Raw genomic sequence first — 20,448 nt, forward strand, 5'->3', positions numbered from 1 at the left:
TGCCATTCTCTGATGTGTTATGTATTGATAAATTTTACTTCGTATGAGCAGATAGATAACCGCCCGAAAAAAGGACATAAAAAAATCCCTCCAAATTTAAAAACAAATTCAGAGGGTAAATTAGGGTATAACAAAATAACCCACCCGAATATCGTTTTTTTTATTTGGTGAGTTTGTTCTTTCAAATACGAAACAAAAAGAGCCGATGATTCGTGAATTGTTCCACAATTTCATCGGCTCTGCGTCTTAAGCGTCTGGCTCTTTGATGACAGTTATCTTCAAGTTGTCAACTTTAATCAATCTTTCCTGTCTGCATTTTGGACAATAAAGGGGATAATTCTTCAAAACAGTGTCCTTCCTAATTTTATTACGGGTTTTGCTCCCACAAACAGGACACAATATCCATTCGCATTTCATCATAATTAGTCTCTAATCCTTTCAAATCTCATTTTATATGACTTTTGCAAGCTGTTAAGCTAACTTGTGGAACATATGCCGAACCTTATCTATACGGCTATTCGGGCGGCGGGGTTGGCAAATAAATTTACCAATAGCTGGCTGGTATCCTTTTAACTCTGTCAAGCAGACTCCCTGCCCATTTGTGAAATAAGTTAAATCGTTCCTGTATTCTTGAATACATCTAGCAGGGATTTCTCCTTTCAGAATGACCTCGTCATTCTTTATCTGAGTACTTACAATATCTGCACAATACCTTGGAGCATCATGATACGCCCGTGAGAGATATTCCTGCGGTGCATAAATTTCAAAGTGGAGATATGGCTCTAATAGTTCTGTCCCTGCTTTTTTTAAAGCCTGCTCCAATACGATAGGGGAAAGCAGCCGAAAGTCTGCGGGGGTACTTACAGGACTATAATACAATCCATATTCAAAACAGATTTTACAGTCTGTCACTTTCCATCCATACAGCCCCTGCTCGCAGCCATAAAGAACCCCCTCCATAACCGCATTTTGGAACGATTGGTTTAAATATCCAAGTGAAACTCTGCTTTCATACTGCACTCCGCTTCCAATAGGGAGCGGCTCTATGGACAACCCGACAGAAGCCCAGAAAGGATTTGGCGGGACTTCTATGTGGATGGTATATTCTGCTTTTCTAAGCGGTCTTTCCATATATATAACAGTAGGCTCTTTTATTTCTGCCTCCACATGATATTTTTCCTCAAGGATGGCACAAATGACTTCCATCTGCACATTCCCCAAAAAAGAAAGTATAATCTCATGCGTTGTAGTATCCACATAATATTTTAAAAGAGGGTCGCCATCTGAAATTTCTGTAAGTGCCCCAAGCAATATTTCCCGCTGTTCAGATTTCTTTACTGCAATCGTTGTTTGGAGCATAGGGAGAGGATTTTCAATAAATTTTCTCTGCGGCAACAGCATTTCGTTCCCCAAAATACTGTTTAGCTGCAAAACATCATTTGGTAAAATTACAATATCACCAGAGCAGGCTGTATCGGATGAATATAATTCACCGTTTGTCGGAACACACATCTCTGTGATTTTTATTTTCTCTTTTTCAGATATTCTAATAACATCCCTCAAATGCAATGTTCCGCTATATATACGCACATAAACAAAACGCCGCCTTTTCTCTGAATATTCAATCTTAAAAACCTGCCCGCATAGTTCAGATTGACCTTCAGGCGTTGATGAATAAAATTTACTGGCAATCACTTCTATAAGCTGCCGAATCCCCAGATTGTTTTTAGCGCTTCCGTGATAAACGGGAAATAACGTTCCGTTTTGGAATCTCCTGTCTTCTTCCTGTTCCAGTTCTGACATTTTAAACGGTTTCCCTGACATATATTTCTCTAATAGTTCATCGTTTCCCATAATTACCGTATCCCACTGTTCCATATCGTCATTGTCCGTTACATTTATATGGGGATGCTGCCCAACCTTTTGCTTCACTATAATTTCCGAAGAAAGCTTTGCTTTCATTTCCCGATATACCATTGGCAAATCAATCCCCTCTTGGTCAATTTTATTGATGAAAAAAATTGTCGGAATCTTCATTATCTGTAGTGCATGAAACAGTATACGGGTCTGTGCCTGTATGCCATCCTTTGCAGAAACTAATAATACTGCTCCGTCTAATACGGATAAAGAACGGTATACTTCCGCCAAAAAATCCATATGGCCTGGCGTATCTATAATGTTGACTTTTACATCCTCCCACTGAAAAGATGTCACTGCTGTCTGGATAGTGATTCCCCTTTGACGCTCCAAATTCATTGTATCTGTCCTTGTTGTGCCTTCATCTACGCTCCCTAGTTCTGCAATTGCACCACTGGTATACAATAAACTTTCCGTTAATGTTGTCTTTCCTGCGTCAACGTGAGCCAGAATGCCTAAGTTAATTATTTTCATGTGATTTTCCTCCTATCAACACCCAAAAAAGGGCATAAAAATACCCAGTGATAAATACTCCTATCACTGGGTAAATAACTCCAATAGCCCCAAAACACTTATATGTTTTCGGGCATATAAAATTACATGATAAAAGTATTCTTAAACTGGGTACAAAAAACTAAGCCCCATATTAAAAGTGAAACGGGACTGCTACTTTTTGTTCCCACTATCAAATTGACAGTTTATTTAAGAATACCTTGCCGCATATTTATTAACTCCTTGTATAATACTGAATCTAATTATATTCCTTAACCCTTTATTTGTCAAGCTGACAAACTAAAGCAGAAAAAGCGGCAGGATTTCCCCCTGCCACTAATCATCTGTTTATGCAAAAATAATTTCCTTTTCCACAATCTCCCTCGCACAAGCCCTTATGTTATTGAGGCATCCTGTCCATTCTAAGGCGTTTTCTGCCTTTAGCTGTTCCGTTATGCCCTGTGCCTGTTTCATACCTCTATGAGCCTTTCAAAGCGTTCCTGTGCCTGTCTGTTGATGTCGGCAAGGTAGGCGTTTAGCCTGCCGCTTGTAAGAAGATTGGTGTATGTAACTTTACGGTACTGTTTTAGATAATCTAAATGCCGTTGCCCCCAGATGCCTATTGCCTGTTCTTCTTCGGCGGGTACAGTTAAGCACGGTATCAAATAATCCCCTTGCCTTTCGTATTTGCCGTCCAGTTCCTCAAATAATGATTTTGCCATTGTCTGTTACCTCCACATTCTTTTTTATTTTGAATGTCCGCAAAATCCGTCCTACATCTGCCGAACTGTCGCAGGGGTCATTACGCCGCTCCGACTGACACTTTCCACAAGCTGTTCCATATCCTCATTCATTAAAACCTTGAACGGGTGGTCTGGAAACTCGTCAATTTCGGAAATGGGTATTTCCCTTATCTTGCTTAAATTCGCTTCTGCACGGCTCTCGTCTGTTTCAAAGAGGTCATCGTATGCGGTCAGCTCGATTCCTGTTCTTTTGCTTCTCGCCAATCTCTGCCACCTCCTTTGCAAACTGTTCATAGGCTGCGGCTACTTTGCCGCCTTTGTCATAGGCAAAAATGCTTTTTCCCTCTGCGGTGGCTTCAACCGCACGGATAGAATGGGGTATCTGGGCATCAAAAACTTTAATCCTCTGTCCATAGGCACTTTTTACCGTTGCGGTAATCTCCTTAGAAATGTTCGTGCGTGGCATTACCATTGTCATTAAGATACCGTCAATCCGCAGATGGGGATTGATTTGCCGTTTGACTTTAGACACGGAGCGAAGCAACAACTCTAAGCCTTTGGCAGAAAGATAGTGGGGCTGTGTCGGGATAACCACGCTGTCAGCCGCCGCAAGTGCATTGATTGTGAGCATACCTAAACTCGGCATACAATCCACAAGAACCACATCATAATTCTTTTTCACCTCATTGATGCAGGTTTTCAGCACGCTTTCACGGCTTATGGCATTGATAAGCCTTACTTCCAAGCCCGACAGTTCAATGTTGGACGGGAGCAGGTCAACGCCCTCGTCATGGTGCAGGATAGCTTTCTGGACATTGGCAGGCTTATCGTCTATCACGTCCTGCATGATGCTTGAGAGCGTATCAGATAAATCATCGGGTCTGCCATAGCCAAGCGACATCGTAAGATTTGCCGGTGCATCGGCATCAATCAGCAGGACTTTTTTACCCTGCTGTGCCAGACTGACACCCAGATTGACCGCCGTAGTGGTCTTTCCGACACCGCCTTTCTGGTTCGTCAGAGCGATTACTTTGCAATTTGACATAGGTGCGTCCTCCTTTCGCATAGATTTAGCCACTTTGTCAAGGTGGCTATGTAACAGTACCAGAGAACGCAGCTCGATTAGCATCTCGCTGACCGTGCAGTCGCCAAATGGAAATGCAAGCATTTCTACTTGGCTCATTGCAACACGCAAAAAAGCCGCTTACTCTTAAAAATAAATAAGAATAAGCGGCTTCATAGTAATGTGCCTTAGACATATTCAATTTTCATTCTCTTAGTCGGTGCGTTTACTACCTTAAATATCAACTCGTCAACGCAGTCCGTATATCTGCCTTGCTGTATAAGCTGATTTTTTAGTTCCACAAGGCTATGTAAAAGCAATGTTCTTTCTTGGCTATCCACATACAAATGATTTTTCTTTTCTCTCATAAACAACACCTCCATTTCTTAATTTCATCATATACGGAAGTGCTGAAATATTCAAATATGCAAAATCTCTTTGTAAATATCGTAATCATCTTGCTTGAAAACATTAAAGACTACCTTTTCTATCTGTGTATCCGTCTGCAAAAAATCAGTAACCGTCTTTACCGCAATTTCAGCTGCTTTTTTCTGCGGAAAATGAAATTCCCCTGTGGAAATACAGCAAAAGGCAATACTCTTTAAACCTTTATCAGATGCCAATTCCAAACAAGATTTATAGCAATCAGCAAGCTGTTCACAATGTTTTTTTGTTAAAATGCCCGATACAATCGGTCCGACTGTGTGAAGTACATAGCTGCATGGGAGATTGAAAGCAGGCGTAGTTTTTGCTTTTCCTGTCGGTTCGTCATATCCCTGCTCTGTCATCAGCTCATCGCAAGCCAAACGCAACTGGATACCGCTAACGCTGTGAATGATGTTGTCCACGCAAGAGTGGCAAGGTACGAAACATCCCCTTAAAGCACTGTTAGCGGCGTTTACAATCGCATCTATCTTTAATGTGGTAATATCACCACGCCAAAGGACAAGGCGGTTATTTATGGGGGATACGGGTAAAGTATCACAATCAGTAACGCCTTTTTCCTTGACTTCCTCATTTAGATACTCGTCCTGCACCTTGAGAAATTCAGTCCCAATCGGACGAGGGGAGCGGATATTCATAAGACTTCTAAGAAGCCGTTTCTGTTCCTCTGCATTGTCTGGGATGTCCATATCCCTATATTGCGGCATTTCTGACAATAATTCTTTAATCAGATATAATCTTTTTTCGCTATGTGTCATGGCTCAATCCTCCTTTATTCCCGAAGCCTTTCTAAATGCTTCTGCTAATAATATGTAATTCTCTCTGGTCGGTATCCAAGTTCCTTGTTCCCAAGCCGAGAGGGTAGAACGATTGATACCAGAAAATGCAGCAAATTCAACCTGTGTCATATGTAGTTCTGTCCGTACCTCTTTCAGCTTCTGATGATATGGATAATCAATAAATTTGTTAAAGTCATCGAAAAGTAATTCTTTTTTAATCTGAAGCACCTCGGCTATCTTGATTGCGTTGTTATAATCAAATGGGGATTTTAGATTTTCATAATTTACAATCGTTGCGTGGTTGACGCCTATCAGAGCGGCAAGCTCTTTTCCTAACAGCCCTCTGAAATTTCGATAGTATCTCAACTGTTCATGTGGCGGGGCAGAACGCTCAACAAAACTCCACCTATACCGTAAGTGCATCAACCATGTGCCATTCTTGACTGCATACAACTCTGTGTGATTGAGAATGGTATCGCATTATCAATGCAGCCGTGACAGGGTACAAAGCATCCCAGCATCCGGGAATTGGCCGCATTGACAATGGCGTCCACCTGCAGGCGGGTAATATCACCCTGCCATATGGATATACGGTCCCCAAAGGGAATACTGCTTCCATACTGTTCCTGTACATCCGGTATATCCTCCAGACCCAGAATTCCTTTTTCCCTGGCCTCCTCCCTCAGGAATTCATCCTGAATCTCCAGGAAACCAGCCGGAAGGGGCTTGGGCATGCGGATATTCATCAGGGAGCGCATAACCCTGCGCCTGTCCCCCGGCCTCACCTCCATATCCCTGTACAGGACCGAATCTGTCTTAAGTGCGTCCACAATATAGTCCAGACGCTGTTCCTGGTCCATCTGCCTCATGACTGTCTGCTCCTTTCCCGGAAACCGGTACTGCTTTCCTGCATACCGGGCCTATTTTCAAGCGCACCGGGCTCATTTTCCCGCATACCGCTCCCATCATCCGTTCCGGCAGATGCTGGTGTCAGATGCTCCAGTACACCGGCAATGTCCGCCCCCAGCACCAAAGACCGGTCCATGATGTCAGCCGGCGCCCACGCCTGCTCCAGGTTAATGCTGACATAATATGCATTGTCCCACTGCTTTGTCATCTGCCAGAAGGGATATTTGATGATGCCGGGCGTGTTCATTCCCACTCCCAATTCCAGGAAAACCAGACGTTTTTCCTGGTTGTTCCTCAGAAATGTTTCATAACGCACCGCTGCCCTGTACCATGCCTCATCCTCCACAAAATAACCGTCGCACCGCAGGTGCACTTCCATATCGCCTCCGCAGACAGGACACTTTGGCACCAGACCGGAGGGAATCCTGCAGTCCTTCTGCTCCCTCACCATGGCCCTGACAAGGGATTCATTGTCATACAGCTTCTTATGGCAGGCCCGTTTGCACTGGAACAAACCGTAATCACCCTGGGTTGCAAATATACGCTCATCCTGAAAACCGGCCAGCCAGAACTGATGGTCCACATTGGTGGTCAGGACAAAGTGGTTCTTATCCTTCATCATCCCATACAGGTCCCTGTACAGCTTTGCCGCCGGCATGTCATAACGGTTATAATAAATGTGGCGGCTCCAGTAGGCCCATTTTTCCTCCTGGGTAGGAAACGGGTAGAATCCCGCCGAGTACATGTCCCTCATGCCGTACCTCTCTATAAACTCCTGGAAATGCTCCTCAAACCGCCTGCCGGCGTAGGTCAGGCCCGCTGCCGCGGACAGGCCGCTGCCCGCACCGATGACAATGGCATCCGCCTGTTCCAGACGCTGTCTCAGCAGCTCTTTGTTCCGCTCTAACTGCTCTTTGTTCTGCTCCAACAGCCCCTTATTCCGTTCCCTGACTTCCATTATCCCACTTCCTTTGTTTGATTTCCTGGGTTCTGCCCAGCCGGTTCACCGGCGCTCCACCGCGCCGAAGGGACATACCTCCAGACAGTTTCCGCACCGGATGCAGTGTTCCCCAAGTATCTCAAACGGAACCCGTTCCATGGTTATGCATTTCTGCGGACATCTGGAATAGCAGATTCTGCATCCGCGGCATTGGCTGGTGATAAAATATCCGACCTCTTCTTCCCTATCCCAATCCCCAATTAAAAATCCCTGTCTTATAATGGGTTTTGCGGACAAATCAAAATACTCTCCCCTTCCCCCTGTTATGCAGAACACAGTCAGGGCCATGCGGCTTTCCCTGTCAGGATATATCTCCGCCATATAAGGGTTCTCTTCAAATACACGGTCCAACAGTCCGGGCCCCAGCTCCTTCACCCGGCCCTGGATGGATATGGCCTTTTTGCTGAGGGAGCCTTGGCCCCCGGTCATTCCGCTGATGGCCACATACTTCTGTTCTGTCAGCTGCCGGTAAAACTCCTTGCCCTTAGCCGTAATAAAATACAGGGTATTTTCATCCGCCAGCATAATATCAATGACCCTGGCCGCAGGATGCCCGTCCCTGTCCACAGTGGCAAACACAGCAGAATGGATTTCGTCCTTTAATATCTTAAGATAATCTCCGGTCTTTCCGGTACTCAATGTCATCCCATCCTTTCCAGGGCAGCCGCCCAATCTGCTTTTATTATAACCGGCCCGCAGGACATGGTAAATTACGCACTATAAAGTGCCATGGTATCCAAAAGATACCGTTCTGATATGACGGATGAATCCCCGCTGTCTCCCTCTTTCCAGCCCAGTCACTGCTTCTTCATCCGCTTCTTCATCCGCTCCATCAACATCTTCATGGTTTCCATATCAGGCACCGCAGCATCCCAGTCACTGCCGAAGAAACGGTAAAAGGAAAACAGCTGTTCCAGATTCAGCCAGTCTCCGTCCATGGCCGCAGTCAGCAGCCCTGCGATGCGGTTCACCATATACTTGTTCAATGTCTTCATATCCTGTTCCGACAGCTGTCCATTGGCGTGCATGTCCTCAACCGGGCCATTCCTGAATACATAGTGGGTCACTGCCTTGGAAATGGCGTCAATATTATCCTTTCTGAGCAGTCGTTCCCTGGAATTTTCATTCAGCTGTGCAAACAATTCTGAATTCTCATCCATGAATTCCTGGTATACCATATTTTTAATGGTTATACCATACTTTCTTCTCTTATAGGCCACCTTTCCCATGGAGACTCCAAACCGCTCCGCTATCTCCCTGTCCGTCATGCCTTCCTCATAATATAAATGCTTCAGCTCTTCCTCTGTCACTGTATTCCATTGATATTCCATACTTTTCTCCAAATCACTTCTCGTATTTAATGAAATTGCTTATGGCGCCGTGCAGCACATCATCCGTTTTTCCCGGTGTCCTGATTTCATTTTATTATAACCAGCCCCAGAGGAAAAGACAAGTTAAAAGGCGGGACACTTAATGCATCCCGCCTTCCGGCATCTCCGTCCGGACATCACATAAAGACTGTCCTCTTTTTTACTTCTTTATAATCCCTGTACGATGGCCGTTAAAATGGAATCGTACTTATCCTCAGGCGTATCCGTCCTGCTGGTCATAACCACAGGCACTGTGGTGCCGTTCAGGGTGCCGGAGGATACCATATGGGCAAAATAGGTCAGGGATTTCGTAAATATATTGCCTGCACATAAATCCGGCATCAGCAGGATATCCGGCTGTCCGGCCACCTGGCTGGTGATGCCCTTGTGTCTGGCCGCATCCGCTGAAAGGGCATTATCCAGGGCCAATGGACCGTCCACCAGACAGTTTTTAATCTGGCCCCTCCGGGCAGCCATACTCAGCATGGCTGCGTCTATGGTGGACTGCATCTTGGGATTCACCACCTCCACCGGGGTGATTACAGCCACCTTTGGACACTGGATTCCCAGCTTTCCGGCCAGCTTTACCGCATTATTGATAATTTTTACCTTTTCGCTGTAATCCGGCGCCACATTTACCGCACAGTCCGTGGCAATCATCAGACGGCCCTGGTATTCCATTACCGTGGCCTGGCTCAGCTGGCCTCCCTCCGGCACAAACCCATATGCTTCCTTGTCCAGTATGGCCCGCATGAAGCTGGCTGTCTGCATAAGACCCTTCATGGGAATATCTGCTTCTTTGTCCTTAACCATTCTGCAGGCCATCCTGGCAGCCTCCCGCTCGTCCCCGCAGGGTATGATGTGGTAATCCTCAGCCTTCTCTCCCATGCCGGCCAGCAGTTCCCTGATTCTGTCTTCCAGACCAATGAGGATGGGCTCTATGACTCCCTTTCTCCTGGCTGTGACAACAGCCTCCAGCACATCATCGTCATGGGCGTTGGCCAATACCAGGCGTTTCCTGATAGTCCGGCTCCTAATATAATCTTCCATTTCCTGGAAATTATGAAACATATTGTGTCTCCTCCCTGTCGTCAACCCGGTCAATCCTTCAGTTCCTTTATCTCTTCTTCCCCCCGCAGGGCTGCCAGTGTGTTCAGTCCCAGGGACTGCATCTCATATTCCCCCGGATAAACCGCAATGGGGGCAATGAAGGATACCCTGCGCGATACGCTCTCCACAATCCGCCTGGAGTGGGCAATGCCGCCGGTGAACACAATGGCATCCACCCGGCCCATGAGTACGGTGGCTGCCGCCCCGATTTCCTTGGCAATCTGGTAGCACATGGCGTCCAGCACCTCACCGCAGGCCTGGTCCCCTGCTGCCGCCCTCTCTTCCACGGTCTTTACGTCATTTTCGCCTACATATGCCATAAGACCTGCGTTTCCGTTGATAAGCCTGCGGATTTCGGTATATGTATATGTTCCAGAATAACACATTTTAATCAAATCTCCAATGGGCACCGAGCAGCACCGGTTGGTGGAAAAGGGTCCGTCCCCGTCTATGGCATTGTTGGCATCCACCAGCCTGCCCTTTTTATGTGCCGCAATGCTGATGCCTCCCCCCATGTGGATAACCACCAGGTTCAGGTCTTTATAGTCCTTTCCTGCATCCTTTGCATACTGCCTGCCCGCAGCCCTGTGGTTCAGCACATGGAAACTGCTGCGGCGCTTAATCTGGGGCAGTCCGCTGTAGCGGGCCAGGGGTTCAAATTCGTCTGTGGTAGGAGGGTCCACGGTAAATGCCTGGGGTCCCTGTCCGGAAAACTCATACGCCAGCTTAAGGCCCAGGTCCGTGGCGTGATTCCCATATTTCTCACTGGCGGACTGTTCCAGCATCTTTTTGGTGATGCGGTACACACCGCCCACTATGGGCTCTGTGTGTCCGCCTCTGGTAACCACCGCGTCAAGTCCGGATATGAGAATTCCTTTTTCCTTCAGATAGCCTTCAATGGCCTGTTTCCTGAATTCAGACTGTTCCCATATGGTTGAAAATCCTTCCAGCTCCCTGGCAGGATGGACAATGCTGTCCTTGAACACGCAGTTCTCATTTTCATAGTAGGCAATCTTGGTGGATGTGGAGCCAAGATTGATTGCAGCAATCTTATACACCTTCATATAGTTCTGTCTCTCCTGTTCTTCCTAAATAATGTGAAGCCCTATGGCTGCGTACATGAAGGCAACCATAATGGGAATCCACAGCACTGCTATGACAAATCCCACCTTTGTCATCTGGCCCAGCCTCCAATAGCCGTAGTCGTAGGTGGCCATGGGTATAGGGTCCAGAGGCAGAAGGAAAATGCACTTGGATGTGTAGCCCAGAATCAGTACCAGATACATGGGATTGATTCCCGCCTTCTCCGCAAGAATCACAATCAGGGGCACACATACAGCCAGCACCGCATTGCCTACCGGTACCAGGAAATGGATGAACAGGCCAAAAGCAGTCACCACCAGCATGATTACCAGCATGGAGCTTCCCACCAGTCCTCCCAGGAACTGGTTGCTAATCCACTCGGCGCTGCCCTGCTGGCTCAAAATCATGGCAAGGGCATTGGAAGCGCCTACAATCAGAAGGCCGGCCCATCCGGTGGCGTCCACTGCCTTCTTCCAGTCCATTAAATCCACCTTCGGAAGGAAGAATACGGCAGAACAGGTCAGTGATATCAGGGTCAAATCCAGCTTTGTCCATGTCTGGGTAAGCCACAGCAGCAGGGTAATGCCGAATATGACGGAGAACTTCATCTCATCGCGGGTCAGGCTTCCCAGCTCTTTCCGCTTCTCCTTCACATTATCCAGTCCCTGTACCTCATCAATCTCCGGCTTCACCAGCACGCTGAGGATGAACCAGGCCAGCAGGGTCAGCACCACTGCCAGTGGTGCGCCAATCAGCGTCCACTGCAAAAAGGTCACATCCTGGCCCGCTATGTTCTTTAACAGGTTGATGCACAGCACATTGATGCCGCTGCCAACAGGCGTGGCAAACCCGCCCAGGCAGGCTGCAATGGGAATTCCCATCATCATGCTGCGTCCGAATCTGGACTTGCCGGGCAGACAGCCGTTTTCCTTTAACAGGGTGTATCCGATTCCGCTGAGGATAATGGTGGTGGGGATATCCGCCAGCACCGTGGATATGACTGCTGAGCATATCATGAAGCTTAACAGCACCATCCTGCTCTTCTTCCCCAGCATGGGGGTGATATACAGGGATATCCTGTATCCCAGACCGCAGTCAATGAATGCCCTGGCAATGATGCCTGAGGACAGCATAAAGAAGATGGTGGTGATTCCAAAATTCTGCATTATCACATTCGTGGTCTGTACCCCGGTCAGTCCGGGTATAAACAGCAGCAAACAGGATGATATGCCAATGGGTATGAATTCAGTGACCCAGGTAATGATGGCGCACACCATCAGCACAATGGCCCTCCACCCTTCCACGCTCAATCCCTCGGGAGGGGTCATCCTGCTGCAGACCACATAGAGTAAAATCGTAATTATCATCCAGACATATTTTCTAACCCCGTTTTTTTGTTCCATAGCTACCCCCTTACGGCGCCCTGTGGGCGGGCGCCCTCTCTTATTCTGCTCCCAGCCGTTTCTGATAGTTTGCTGTTATGTAATCCTGGAATATCTTTACCTCTTCCTCTGTGATACCCTTAAAACGCTTCTGCAGCTTCAGGTATTCACCCAGAGGCTTTAACTCCTTGGGTTTCACAGTCACCCGCACCTTGCCGTCCTCACATTCATAGAGCACCCATGCTCCTGTCTGGACTGCCATCCGGGCCACCTCCACGCTCTTGGCCGGTTCATAGCCCCATCCGGTTGGACACGGACAAAAGATATGAAGCAGGCGCGGCCCCCTGATGTCCTTTGCCTTCTGCACTTTTTTGCGCAGGTCCGGTATGTTGGCAATGCTGGCGGATGCGCAGTAAGGAATACCGTGGGCCATGGCGATTCCCAGTAAATCCTTCTTACATACGCTCTTTCCTCCGGGAGTGGTGGTGGTCCAGGCCCCCACAGGCGTGGCGGAACTGCCCTGGATTCCGGTGTTCATGTATGCCTCGTTGTCATAGCAGATATAGAGCACATCCTCCCCGCGCTCCATCATGCCGGACAGGGACTGCAGTCCGATATCCAGGGTCCCGCCGTCGCCTGCAAATGCCACCACATGGGAGTGGTTGTTTCCCTGTACCTCATATCCGGCCCGTATACCGGTGGCAATGGCTGCCGAATTTTCCAGATTTCCCTGGAAGGCAGACACCTTGATTCCTGTCTCGCAGCCAAATCCGCAGAATAAGGCGGAACATCCCGGCGGAATGACCAGGGTGGTGTCCTGCCCCAGCACATCCAGCACATTGCGGATAATCAGTTCCATACCACAGCCCGCGCAGGCGCTTACGCCGTGGGCCACATATCCCTTTGATTCTGTCCTTATATCTATCATGCTTTACGCACCTCCCTGATTCCCATTGCATGCTCCGTGTCACAGTCAATCCAGACGGGCTCCTCTGACGGCTCTCCTTCCAGTATGTCCTGGTATACCCTGGTTATGGTATCCAGGCTGATGTCCCTGCCTGCCAGGCCTGCAATGTAATCCTTGACCAGACAGTCTCCAGGCAGGGCTGACTTTGTCTCTGTCCACAGGGGCGTACCCTGTCCGCCAAATCCCGTGGTGCGGTCCAGGACAGCCACCTTTTTAATGTCTCCGATAACGCTTCTCAGTTTCCTGTAAGGGAACGGCCGGAAGGATACCACCTTCACCACGCCCACCTTCCTGCCTTCGGCCCGCAGTTTATCGGATATGTATTTTGCTGTTCCGGCCATGGAGCCCAGACATACAATCACAGCCTCTGCGTCCTCCATATTGTAGCCTTCCACCGTGGATTTCCTGCGGCCGAATTTTGCCGCAAATTCCTCAAACACTTCTTCCATTACAGTCTCTGCATTCACAAATCCCCTGGACTGCTGGTACTTCATCTCGGTAATCTCATTGGAGCCGGTCAGGTTGTCGATGACCAGAGGATTGGCAGGGTCCAGATACATGTTCTTCTTACCGTATTCACCTACAAATGCGTCGATTTCCTCCTGCTCCGGCACCACCAGCTTCTGCATGGAATGGGAAAGGAAAAATCCGTCCAGACAGACCATGGCAGGCGTCAGCACCCGGTCATCCTCCGCAATGCGGTAGGCCATAATCATTGTGTCGTAGACATCCTGGACATTCTCGCAGTACAGCTGAATCCATCCGCTGTCCCTCTCAGCCATGGAGTCCTGATGGTCGCACCAAAGGCTCCAGGGGGATGCCAGGGAACGGTTCACCACGGGCATCACAATGGGTACGCGGCAGCCGGAAACCACATTCAGCACCTCATGCATCAGGGCCAGCCCCACGGAAGCAGTTGCTGTGGCGCACCGGATTCCTGTAAGCTGGGCTCCCAGGGCGCAGCTCATGGCTGTGTGCTCTGATTCCACCCGTATGTACTTTGCGTCCAGTTCCCCGCTGTCACAGAGTTCAGACAGTTTTTCCGCAATGGTGCTCTGAGGGGTTATGGGGTAGGCGGAGACTACCTTTACCTTTGCCATCCTGATGGCTTCCACTGCCGCCCCGTTTCCATCCAACATCTTGTAATGAGCCATTATTCCACACTCCTCTCATCTATCATGGTAATGCAATGTCTGGGACATTCATTGGCGCAGATTCCGCACCCCTTACAGTAATCCCACATGATTTCGATACATTCCTTTTTTTCTTTGTCCACAGTGATTACATTGGCCGGACAGTACATGGCGCAGGTGCCGCACTTAATGCAGGCATCGTAGTCCACCTTTGGCCGTTCCAGTCTCCAGCTTCCCGTGTTGCCGGAGTCAAATATGTAGGCGCATGGCCCCTGTACGTTACATCTGTCTTGTCTGGTTGTAGCTGTCTCTTGCTGCTTTTGCATTCTTCGCACCTGCCTTCTCTCCAAAAAATTCAATCAATGCCTTCTCAACAGATTCAATGGATACCACACCGGTCTTTGCCAGCGCCCCCAGGGTGGAACCGTTGGGAATCCCCTTTCCAATATTGTCCAATGCCACCTGGGTCGCGTTGACATAATAAATGGTTTTAAAGGAAAACGCCTCCTGGTACTTTCTTGCAACAGCCTCGCTGGATGCGTTGAGCACCAGAACGGTGTCATCCGTAATACCCTGGGCCACATCCACATGCTTTTGGATGATTGTCTCGTCCATCACCACCACGATATCGGGTGTATACACAAAACAATTCACCAGCACAGGCTTTTCGTCCATGACCACATCGGTGAATACCGGGGCCCCTCTCCGCTCATGGCCGTATGCCGGAACCGTGATGGCATACTTGTCTTCATGCAGGGACACTGCTGAAGACAGGACTTTTCCGGCAGTTACAACGCCCTGGCCGCCCAGTCCATAGAATTTTAACCTCTTCATTCTGAATTCCTCCTTCATCGTTTCTCTATATGAAATATAGTTTCTTTATATGAACTAAATGGATTATAGAACTTTTTATCCTATTTGTAAATATCAAATCAATTAGTTTCATATTTTTCATTGTTTTTCACAAATAAGCCTTACATTTACCTGGTTATCAGCTAAGATTTTTGTGAATTTTGTTTTATTATATGAATTATAGTTTCTTTATATGAAACATATCTTTTTTCAGGAATCTATGATAGAATAAAAATACAAATTATAAGGAGGGAAATTTTATGTCCGAACAAACCTCAGATGATAAATACCTTCTGCAATCCGTGAATAATGCACTGGCAATCATAGATGTGCTTTGTGAACACGACAATTTAGGGCTGGCCGAGCTGGCCGCTTATATGAATCTTGGAAAAAGTACGGTTTTCCGCCTGCTGTACACGCTGCAGCACAAAGGCTATGTGTCAAAGGACAGGAATTCCAAGTATCATTTAAGCTTCAAGTTCGCCCGCATCGGAACCATTGTCACCAAACGCTCCGAACTGATTGAGCTGATACATCCTTTCCTGATGGAGCTGTCAGCCCTTTCCGGAGAGACAGCCCATCTGGTCACCTGGCATTCAGATACGGAAATCATCTTTGTAGACAAGGTAATCGGCACTGCTACCATAAGCATGCAGTCCATGGTGGGATTTACCCGCACAGCCCATATGACGGCCACCGGGAAGGCCCTGCTGGCCTACTCCTCGCCGGAGGTCATAGGCACCTACATGGAACAAGCGCCCTTCACCATGCAGACCCCCAACTCCATTCCCTCCCGTTCACAGCTGGAACGGCTGATACCTCAGATTCGCGCCCAGGGCTATGCCTGCGACGAGGAGGAATCCGAGACAGGGCTTACCTGCTACGCCGCCCCTGTTGTCAGCATGGGGCAGGCTATTGCGGCCATCAGTATTTCAGGTCCCACCACGCGCATGGAACTGAACCGGGACCGCTACGTTGCCCTGGTAAAGGATACAGCACTGAAGATTGGGAAAAAACTGGGTTATTAACAGATTCCAAACAAAAAACACCCCCGGAACGGGAAGGGAAATGGATTCCCTGCCTGTTCCGGGGGTGCTTCATTCTGTGGTTTTTGTCTGTTCCGTTTTATGGTTTTGGTTTCTATCCGCCAAACCAAAAAACCTTTGGCGGGAATGTTCCTCCTCCAAAGGGAATATATATAACCATAGCTTCTATAAACTTCGTATGAAGGAGGTTTTCACCCATGTGCACAGCTATCGTCACACAGACAGCCCAGGGGGATATTTACTTTGGCCGGACCATGGATTTTTCCTATCCTCTTGAACCTGAATTGTATGTGGTTCCCAAAGGCTATCAGTGGAATAACATCCTGAACACCCATCAGGTCCGCAACCGTTACCGTTTCATGGGAATTGGACAGGATATATCCCCTGTCATCTTTACAGACGGAGTCAATGAGATGGGCTTTGGAGCTGCTGTGCTCTACTTTCCGGGTTATGCACGGTATGACGCCCCGAATCTGAAAGACCGGTCCAGGCCACCCATCTCTGCCCTGGAGCTGGCCGGCTTCCTCCTGGGCCTGAGCCCATCCGTGGAGGAGGTAGCCTCCCTGCTGCGCACCATCCAAATCGTGGGCACTGAGGACTCTGTAACCGGAACCATTGCACCTCTTCACTGGCTGATAGCGGACAGGACCGGCAAATCCATGGTCATAGAAAAGACGGCAGACGGCCTCCATCTCATGGATAATCCCATAGGCGTCCTTTCCAACAGCCCCGACTTTCAGTGGCACCTTGCCAACCTGCGCAATTACATGAATGCATCCCCTGTGCAGAAGCAGACACAGACCTGGGGCAGCCTGGAATTGTCCCCCTTTGGACAGGGCGGAGGAAGCATTGGCCTGCCTGGGGATTACTCTCCTCCATCCAGGTTCGTCAGGACTGCTTTCTTAAAAACCCATACGCCTGTTCCTGCGGACCGGGAGGAGGCAGTCACGGCCTGTTTCCATATAATGGAAAGCGTCAGCATTCCAAAGGGACCTGTTGTCACGGACCGGGATACCCCGGATTACACCCAGTACACAGCCTTTATCAACCTGTCCTCCAAAGAATACTTCTACCGGACCTACAGCGGCTCCTGCATCACCTGTGCATCACTGCCCGGCATCCCGGATACGGACAGCGGCATAAAATCGCTGGCAGTCCTCAATCAGCCTGCCGCCTTCCGCCCTTTGTCAGCGTTTCAGGGCGCCTTCTAGCACCTGGTAAAGATATTCCACATCCACGGGCTTGGTCACAAAGCCGTCCATACCTGCCTCTGCTGCCGCATCCGCATCCTCCTTAAAGGAATTAGCGGTCATGGCAATAATGGGAATGGATGCAGCGTCCTGTCTCTGCATCCCCCGGATGGCGCGGCAGGCTTCCAGCCCGTTCATTTCAGGCATCTGAATATCCATAAGTATGGCCTGATAGACCCCGGGGCTGCTCTCTGCAAACAGTTCCACGGCCCGTCTGCCATTCTCCGCCCTGCACACAGCGGCCCCCTTCATCTTCAGAAGCTCACTGGCTATCTCCGCGTTCAGGTCATTATCCTCAGCCAGCAGGATGTTCATGTGTTCCAGGCTGCCGGCTGACCTGTCTGTCAGACGTTTCTCCTGTTTCAGCTTCAGACCGTCTTTTGCATCCGGACCTGCTACGGGAAATACAACTGAAAAATAAAATTCACTGCCATAACCGGGCTCGCTCTTAAGCTTCAGCTCTCCTCCCATCAGCCCTACAATGGTCTTACTGATAGCCAGTCCCAGTCCGGTTCCCTGGCTCTTGGAGTAATTGGGGCCTACCTGCTCAAAGGCTCCGAATATGCGTTTCTGGTTCTCCTCAGATATACCTACGCCATTGTCGATTACCTGAAACTTATAGGTCACCTGCCGGTCCGTGCAGCTGGTCCGGGTCACCCGCATGCGGATGCTGCCGCCGGCCGGTGTAAACTTAAAGGCATTGGAAGCCAGATTGGTCAGGACCTGCTGAAGACGGATAGAATCCCCCATAAGGGTATGGTCTCCCACATCCATTTCCACTGTAAACTCCAGGCCCCGGCGTACAGCCTCTGCCGTCATCATCCCCTCCAGCTCATCCATGGTATCCTTCATGGAAAAGGCTTCGTGTGCCACTGTCATTTTGCCGCTCTCGATGCGGCTCATATCCAGTATATCGCTAATCAGCCGCAGGAGGTACTGGGAGGAGGACCTGATTTTCTTCAGGTTCTCCCTTACCGGCTCCGGCACATCCTCCATCATTGAGGTCAAATCGCTGAGCCCCACAATAGCGTTCATGGGCGTACGTATCTCATGGCTCATCCTGGACAGGAATTCGCCCTTGGCCCGGCTGGCCGCCTCTGCCCGTTCCAGGCTGCTCTGCATCCTGGCGGCACGGACCCTGGAACGGGCAGCTGCCATTACCAGGACCATCACTATCAGGAAAATGCACACCGTAACAGACACAAACATCACCGGGTTCGCATATATCATCTTCACGATGGTAGCGGAGCTGGATCCAATGGTTATCATGTTCTGGTTGGTCAATGCTGTTTTCTGCTCACTGCTCAGACTGTTGATGGACTTATTCAGGATAGGGAGCAGCTCGCCGTCAACCGGTCTGGTAACTGCAAAGCAGATATCATTCCTGTCGTTAATCAGTGTATTTGGCACCACATTAGGATAGTGGCTGGCCTGCATTTCGTGCTCAATCTTGGTGGATATCCCATAAAAAAAGTCTACCTCCCCATTGTTTACTGCCCTCAGCGCCGCCTTGACATTGGGGAAATATCTGACCTCATCCGCCTTTAACCCTTTTGGCAGACGGCGCCCTTCGATGATAGCCCCCACCAGGCCCTCCGAAGGATAGCTGACGCCCTTGTTTCTGACAATGATATCGCTCATGGATGCATAGGCCTTGGTAAGAGCCAGCCGCATGTCCGCCCCGTCCTCCTCGGAACCCAGGAATGCCCCCAGCACATCCGCCCTGCCCTGCCGTACCAGCTCCAGGGCTTCCTCATAGGTGTCTGTATATACGTAGCTGAATTCCAGCCCTGAAAAGTCAGTGACAATCTCCAGCACGTCCGGAATCAGTCCGTTGTGCATATCACTTTCTGTTTCCAGACAGAACAGGGGATGCCAGTCCCTGACCACTGCAACCGACACACACTGCTTTCCGCTGATATATGCCCGTTCCTCCTCGTTCAGGTAAATACTCTCAATGCCGCTGTCCGGAAAATTGGCATTATACCGTTCCTCTGCAAAATTAGGATTGGAGTCAACAATCTTGCTCATAGCCATATTCATGCCATCCAGGATTTCCTGGTTCCCCGGAGTGGTCACAATATAATATGGCTGGGAGTCAAATTCCGCAACCACCCGGAAGGGTCCCGCTGTATCTGAGTTATTTCCCAGAAGCATGTCCACTTCCTTATTGGCCAGATGCAGATAAAGATTTCCATCTGTCAGCTGTTCCTTGGAAAGGTATCTGAGGGTGCAGTCCATCCCGTTAAAATCCAGGAATTCCTGTAGCCTGCGCGTATTCTCCACAGCCTGTTCATATACGCCTATGGTCTTGCCGTCCATGCTCTTCCAGTCATAAGTCTTGATGCTCTCATCATCCCTGCGGGCCAGAAGTACGGTTTTGCTGTAGCCTGTATTGTAATCCGGATAGGCGAAATACTGTTCAAACTCCGGCTGGTAATAAGTCCCGCCCATCAGGTCGTATTTCCCGTCCAGAAAATCCGGAATCATGGCCTCCGCAGTTGTATCAATATACTCGTACTGCCAGCCTGTATACTTTGCTATTTCATTCAGATAGTCCACCACTATACCGTGTCTGGTCCCGTTCCCGTCTGTCTCCGACATTCCCTCCACAGGCGGGAATGCCACCCTGAGCACCTTATCCCCTTCCTGCGCCTTATCTTCGTTCCTGATACCTGCCTGCGCATCGCTGCATGAAAGCACAAAAAACAAGCATAAAAAGACCAGGACACCTGCCACTCCCGCCATCCTCTTTTTTGCCTGTATTGATTTTCTCATATCAGAGCTCCTTTTTTCCGTCCTGTCCGGTTTCTGCTGTGTTACACAGCCATGGTTAAGTCAAAAGCCTGCTGTTATTTATTTTATCACGTATTTGCCTGACTTGCTATCCCTAAAGTACATATGACCC

Annotated in this window: 20 protein-coding genes and 2 pseudogenes; 2 read left to right on the top strand and 20 right to left on the bottom strand. The window is 48.9% G+C overall.

Annotated features, from left to right (window positions below; translation table 11 throughout):
• Nucleotides 1-246 precede the first annotated feature (246 nt).
• From FGS84_RS11585 to FGS84_RS11675, 19 genes and pseudogenes are all read right to left on the bottom strand, one after another.
• On the bottom strand, nucleotides 247-420 hold the full coding sequence (locus FGS84_RS11585) for a cysteine-rich KTR domain-containing protein (protein WP_071705139.1): 174 nt from the start codon (nucleotides 418-420) through the stop codon (nucleotides 247-249).
• Nucleotides 421-471: 51 nt separating this feature from the next.
• Nucleotides 472-2,391, bottom strand: a complete 1,920-nt coding sequence (gene tet(O), locus FGS84_RS11590) for a tetracycline resistance ribosomal protection protein Tet(O) (RefSeq protein ID WP_138308422.1) — start codon at nucleotides 2,389-2,391, stop codon at nucleotides 472-474.
• Nucleotides 2,392-2,757: 366 nt separating this feature from the next.
• Nucleotides 2,758-3,131, bottom strand: a pseudogene (locus tag FGS84_RS11595) (TnpV protein).
• Between the two features lie 60 nt (nucleotides 3,132-3,191).
• A pseudogene (locus FGS84_RS11600) lies at nucleotides 3,192-3,416 on the bottom strand (chromosome partitioning protein ParB); the annotation flags it as partial.
• Nucleotides 3,370-4,197, bottom strand: a complete 828-nt coding sequence (locus FGS84_RS11605) for an AAA family ATPase (protein ID WP_138308424.1) — start codon at nucleotides 4,195-4,197, stop codon at nucleotides 3,370-3,372. The pseudogene FGS84_RS11600 and the gene FGS84_RS11605, both read right to left, overlap by 47 nt.
• A 206-nt stretch (nucleotides 4,198-4,403) precedes the next feature.
• Nucleotides 4,404-4,583, bottom strand: coding sequence for a hypothetical protein (locus FGS84_RS11610; protein ID WP_138308426.1), 180 nt, complete (start codon nucleotides 4,581-4,583; stop codon nucleotides 4,404-4,406).
• Between the two features lie 51 nt (nucleotides 4,584-4,634).
• On the bottom strand, nucleotides 4,635-5,417 hold the full coding sequence (locus FGS84_RS11615) for a protein-ADP-ribose hydrolase (RefSeq protein ID WP_138308428.1): 783 nt from the start codon (nucleotides 5,415-5,417) through the stop codon (nucleotides 4,635-4,637).
• A gap of 3 nt (nucleotides 5,418-5,420) precedes the next feature.
• Entirely contained in the window at nucleotides 5,421-5,804 is a 384-nt protein-coding gene (locus FGS84_RS11620) for a helix-turn-helix transcriptional regulator (protein WP_171042612.1), read from the bottom strand.
• Nucleotides 5,805-5,860: 56 nt separating this feature from the next.
• Nucleotides 5,861-6,307: a hypothetical protein gene (locus FGS84_RS11625; RefSeq protein WP_347563829.1), complete on the bottom strand. Its 447-nt coding sequence runs from the start codon at nucleotides 6,305-6,307 to the stop codon at nucleotides 5,861-5,863.
• A complete protein-coding gene (locus tag FGS84_RS11630; protein WP_227147235.1) occupies nucleotides 6,304-7,305 on the bottom strand; it encodes a Sir2 silent information regulator family NAD-dependent deacetylase in 1,002 nt (333 codons plus the stop codon). Before FGS84_RS11630 ends, FGS84_RS11625 begins: the two co-directional genes overlap by 4 nt.
• Nucleotides 7,306-7,350: 45 nt before the next feature.
• Nucleotides 7,351-7,992 carry a 4Fe-4S binding protein gene (locus FGS84_RS11635; protein ID WP_138308433.1) on the bottom strand — a complete coding sequence of 214 codons (642 nt, stop codon included), beginning with the start codon at nucleotides 7,990-7,992 and terminating at the stop codon, nucleotides 7,351-7,353.
• A 152-nt stretch (nucleotides 7,993-8,144) separates the two neighbouring features.
• Nucleotides 8,145-8,678, bottom strand: a complete 534-nt coding sequence (locus FGS84_RS11640; RefSeq protein WP_138308434.1) for a hypothetical protein — start codon at nucleotides 8,676-8,678, stop codon at nucleotides 8,145-8,147.
• Between the two features lie 207 nt (nucleotides 8,679-8,885).
• Nucleotides 8,886-9,788: a phosphate acyltransferase gene (locus tag FGS84_RS11645; protein WP_138308435.1), complete on the bottom strand. Its 903-nt coding sequence runs from the start codon at nucleotides 9,786-9,788 to the stop codon at nucleotides 8,886-8,888.
• 29 nt (nucleotides 9,789-9,817) lie between these two features.
• Nucleotides 9,818-10,891, bottom strand: coding sequence for a butyrate kinase (gene buk, locus FGS84_RS11650; protein WP_138308437.1), 1,074 nt, complete (start codon nucleotides 10,889-10,891; stop codon nucleotides 9,818-9,820).
• Between the two features lie 24 nt (nucleotides 10,892-10,915).
• A complete protein-coding gene (locus FGS84_RS11655; RefSeq protein ID WP_227147270.1) occupies nucleotides 10,916-12,313 on the bottom strand; it encodes an SLC13 family permease in 1,398 nt (465 codons plus the stop codon).
• 40 nt (nucleotides 12,314-12,353) lie between these two features.
• Entirely contained in the window at nucleotides 12,354-13,220 is an 867-nt protein-coding gene (locus FGS84_RS11660; protein WP_138308439.1) for a thiamine pyrophosphate-dependent enzyme, read from the bottom strand.
• Nucleotides 13,217-14,413, bottom strand: coding sequence for a pyruvate ferredoxin oxidoreductase (gene porA, locus FGS84_RS11665; protein WP_138308440.1), 1,197 nt, complete (start codon nucleotides 14,411-14,413; stop codon nucleotides 13,217-13,219). The genes FGS84_RS11660 and porA overlap by 4 nt, the downstream gene beginning before the upstream one ends.
• A complete protein-coding gene (locus FGS84_RS11670) occupies nucleotides 14,413-14,718 on the bottom strand; it encodes a 4Fe-4S binding protein (RefSeq protein WP_138308442.1) in 306 nt (101 codons plus the stop codon). Before FGS84_RS11670 ends, porA begins: the two co-directional genes overlap by 1 nt.
• Nucleotides 14,672-15,226, bottom strand: coding sequence for a 2-oxoacid:acceptor oxidoreductase family protein (locus FGS84_RS11675; RefSeq protein ID WP_138308444.1), 555 nt, complete (start codon nucleotides 15,224-15,226; stop codon nucleotides 14,672-14,674). Before FGS84_RS11675 ends, FGS84_RS11670 begins: the two co-directional genes overlap by 47 nt.
• Nucleotides 15,227-15,504: 278 nt before the next feature.
• On the opposite strand from FGS84_RS11675, the gene FGS84_RS11680 reads away from it, so the two are divergent.
• Entirely contained in the window at nucleotides 15,505-16,272 is a 768-nt protein-coding gene (locus FGS84_RS11680) for an IclR family transcriptional regulator (protein WP_138308445.1), read from the top strand.
• A gap of 215 nt (nucleotides 16,273-16,487) precedes the next feature.
• A complete protein-coding gene (locus FGS84_RS11685; RefSeq protein WP_138308447.1) occupies nucleotides 16,488-17,501 on the top strand; it encodes a choloylglycine hydrolase family protein in 1,014 nt (337 codons plus the stop codon).
• Here the strand turns inward: FGS84_RS11685 and FGS84_RS11690 are convergent.
• Nucleotides 17,478-20,318, bottom strand: coding sequence for a transporter substrate-binding domain-containing protein (locus FGS84_RS11690; protein ID WP_138308448.1), 2,841 nt, complete (start codon nucleotides 20,316-20,318; stop codon nucleotides 17,478-17,480). The genes FGS84_RS11685 and FGS84_RS11690 overlap by 24 nt on opposite strands.
• Between the last annotated feature and the right edge of the window lie 130 nt (nucleotides 20,319-20,448).

The organism is Clostridium sp. 1001271st1 H5, from assembly GCF_005845215.1.
In the GTDB taxonomy this organism is placed as follows: domain Bacteria; phylum Bacillota; class Clostridia; order Lachnospirales; family Lachnospiraceae; genus Enterocloster.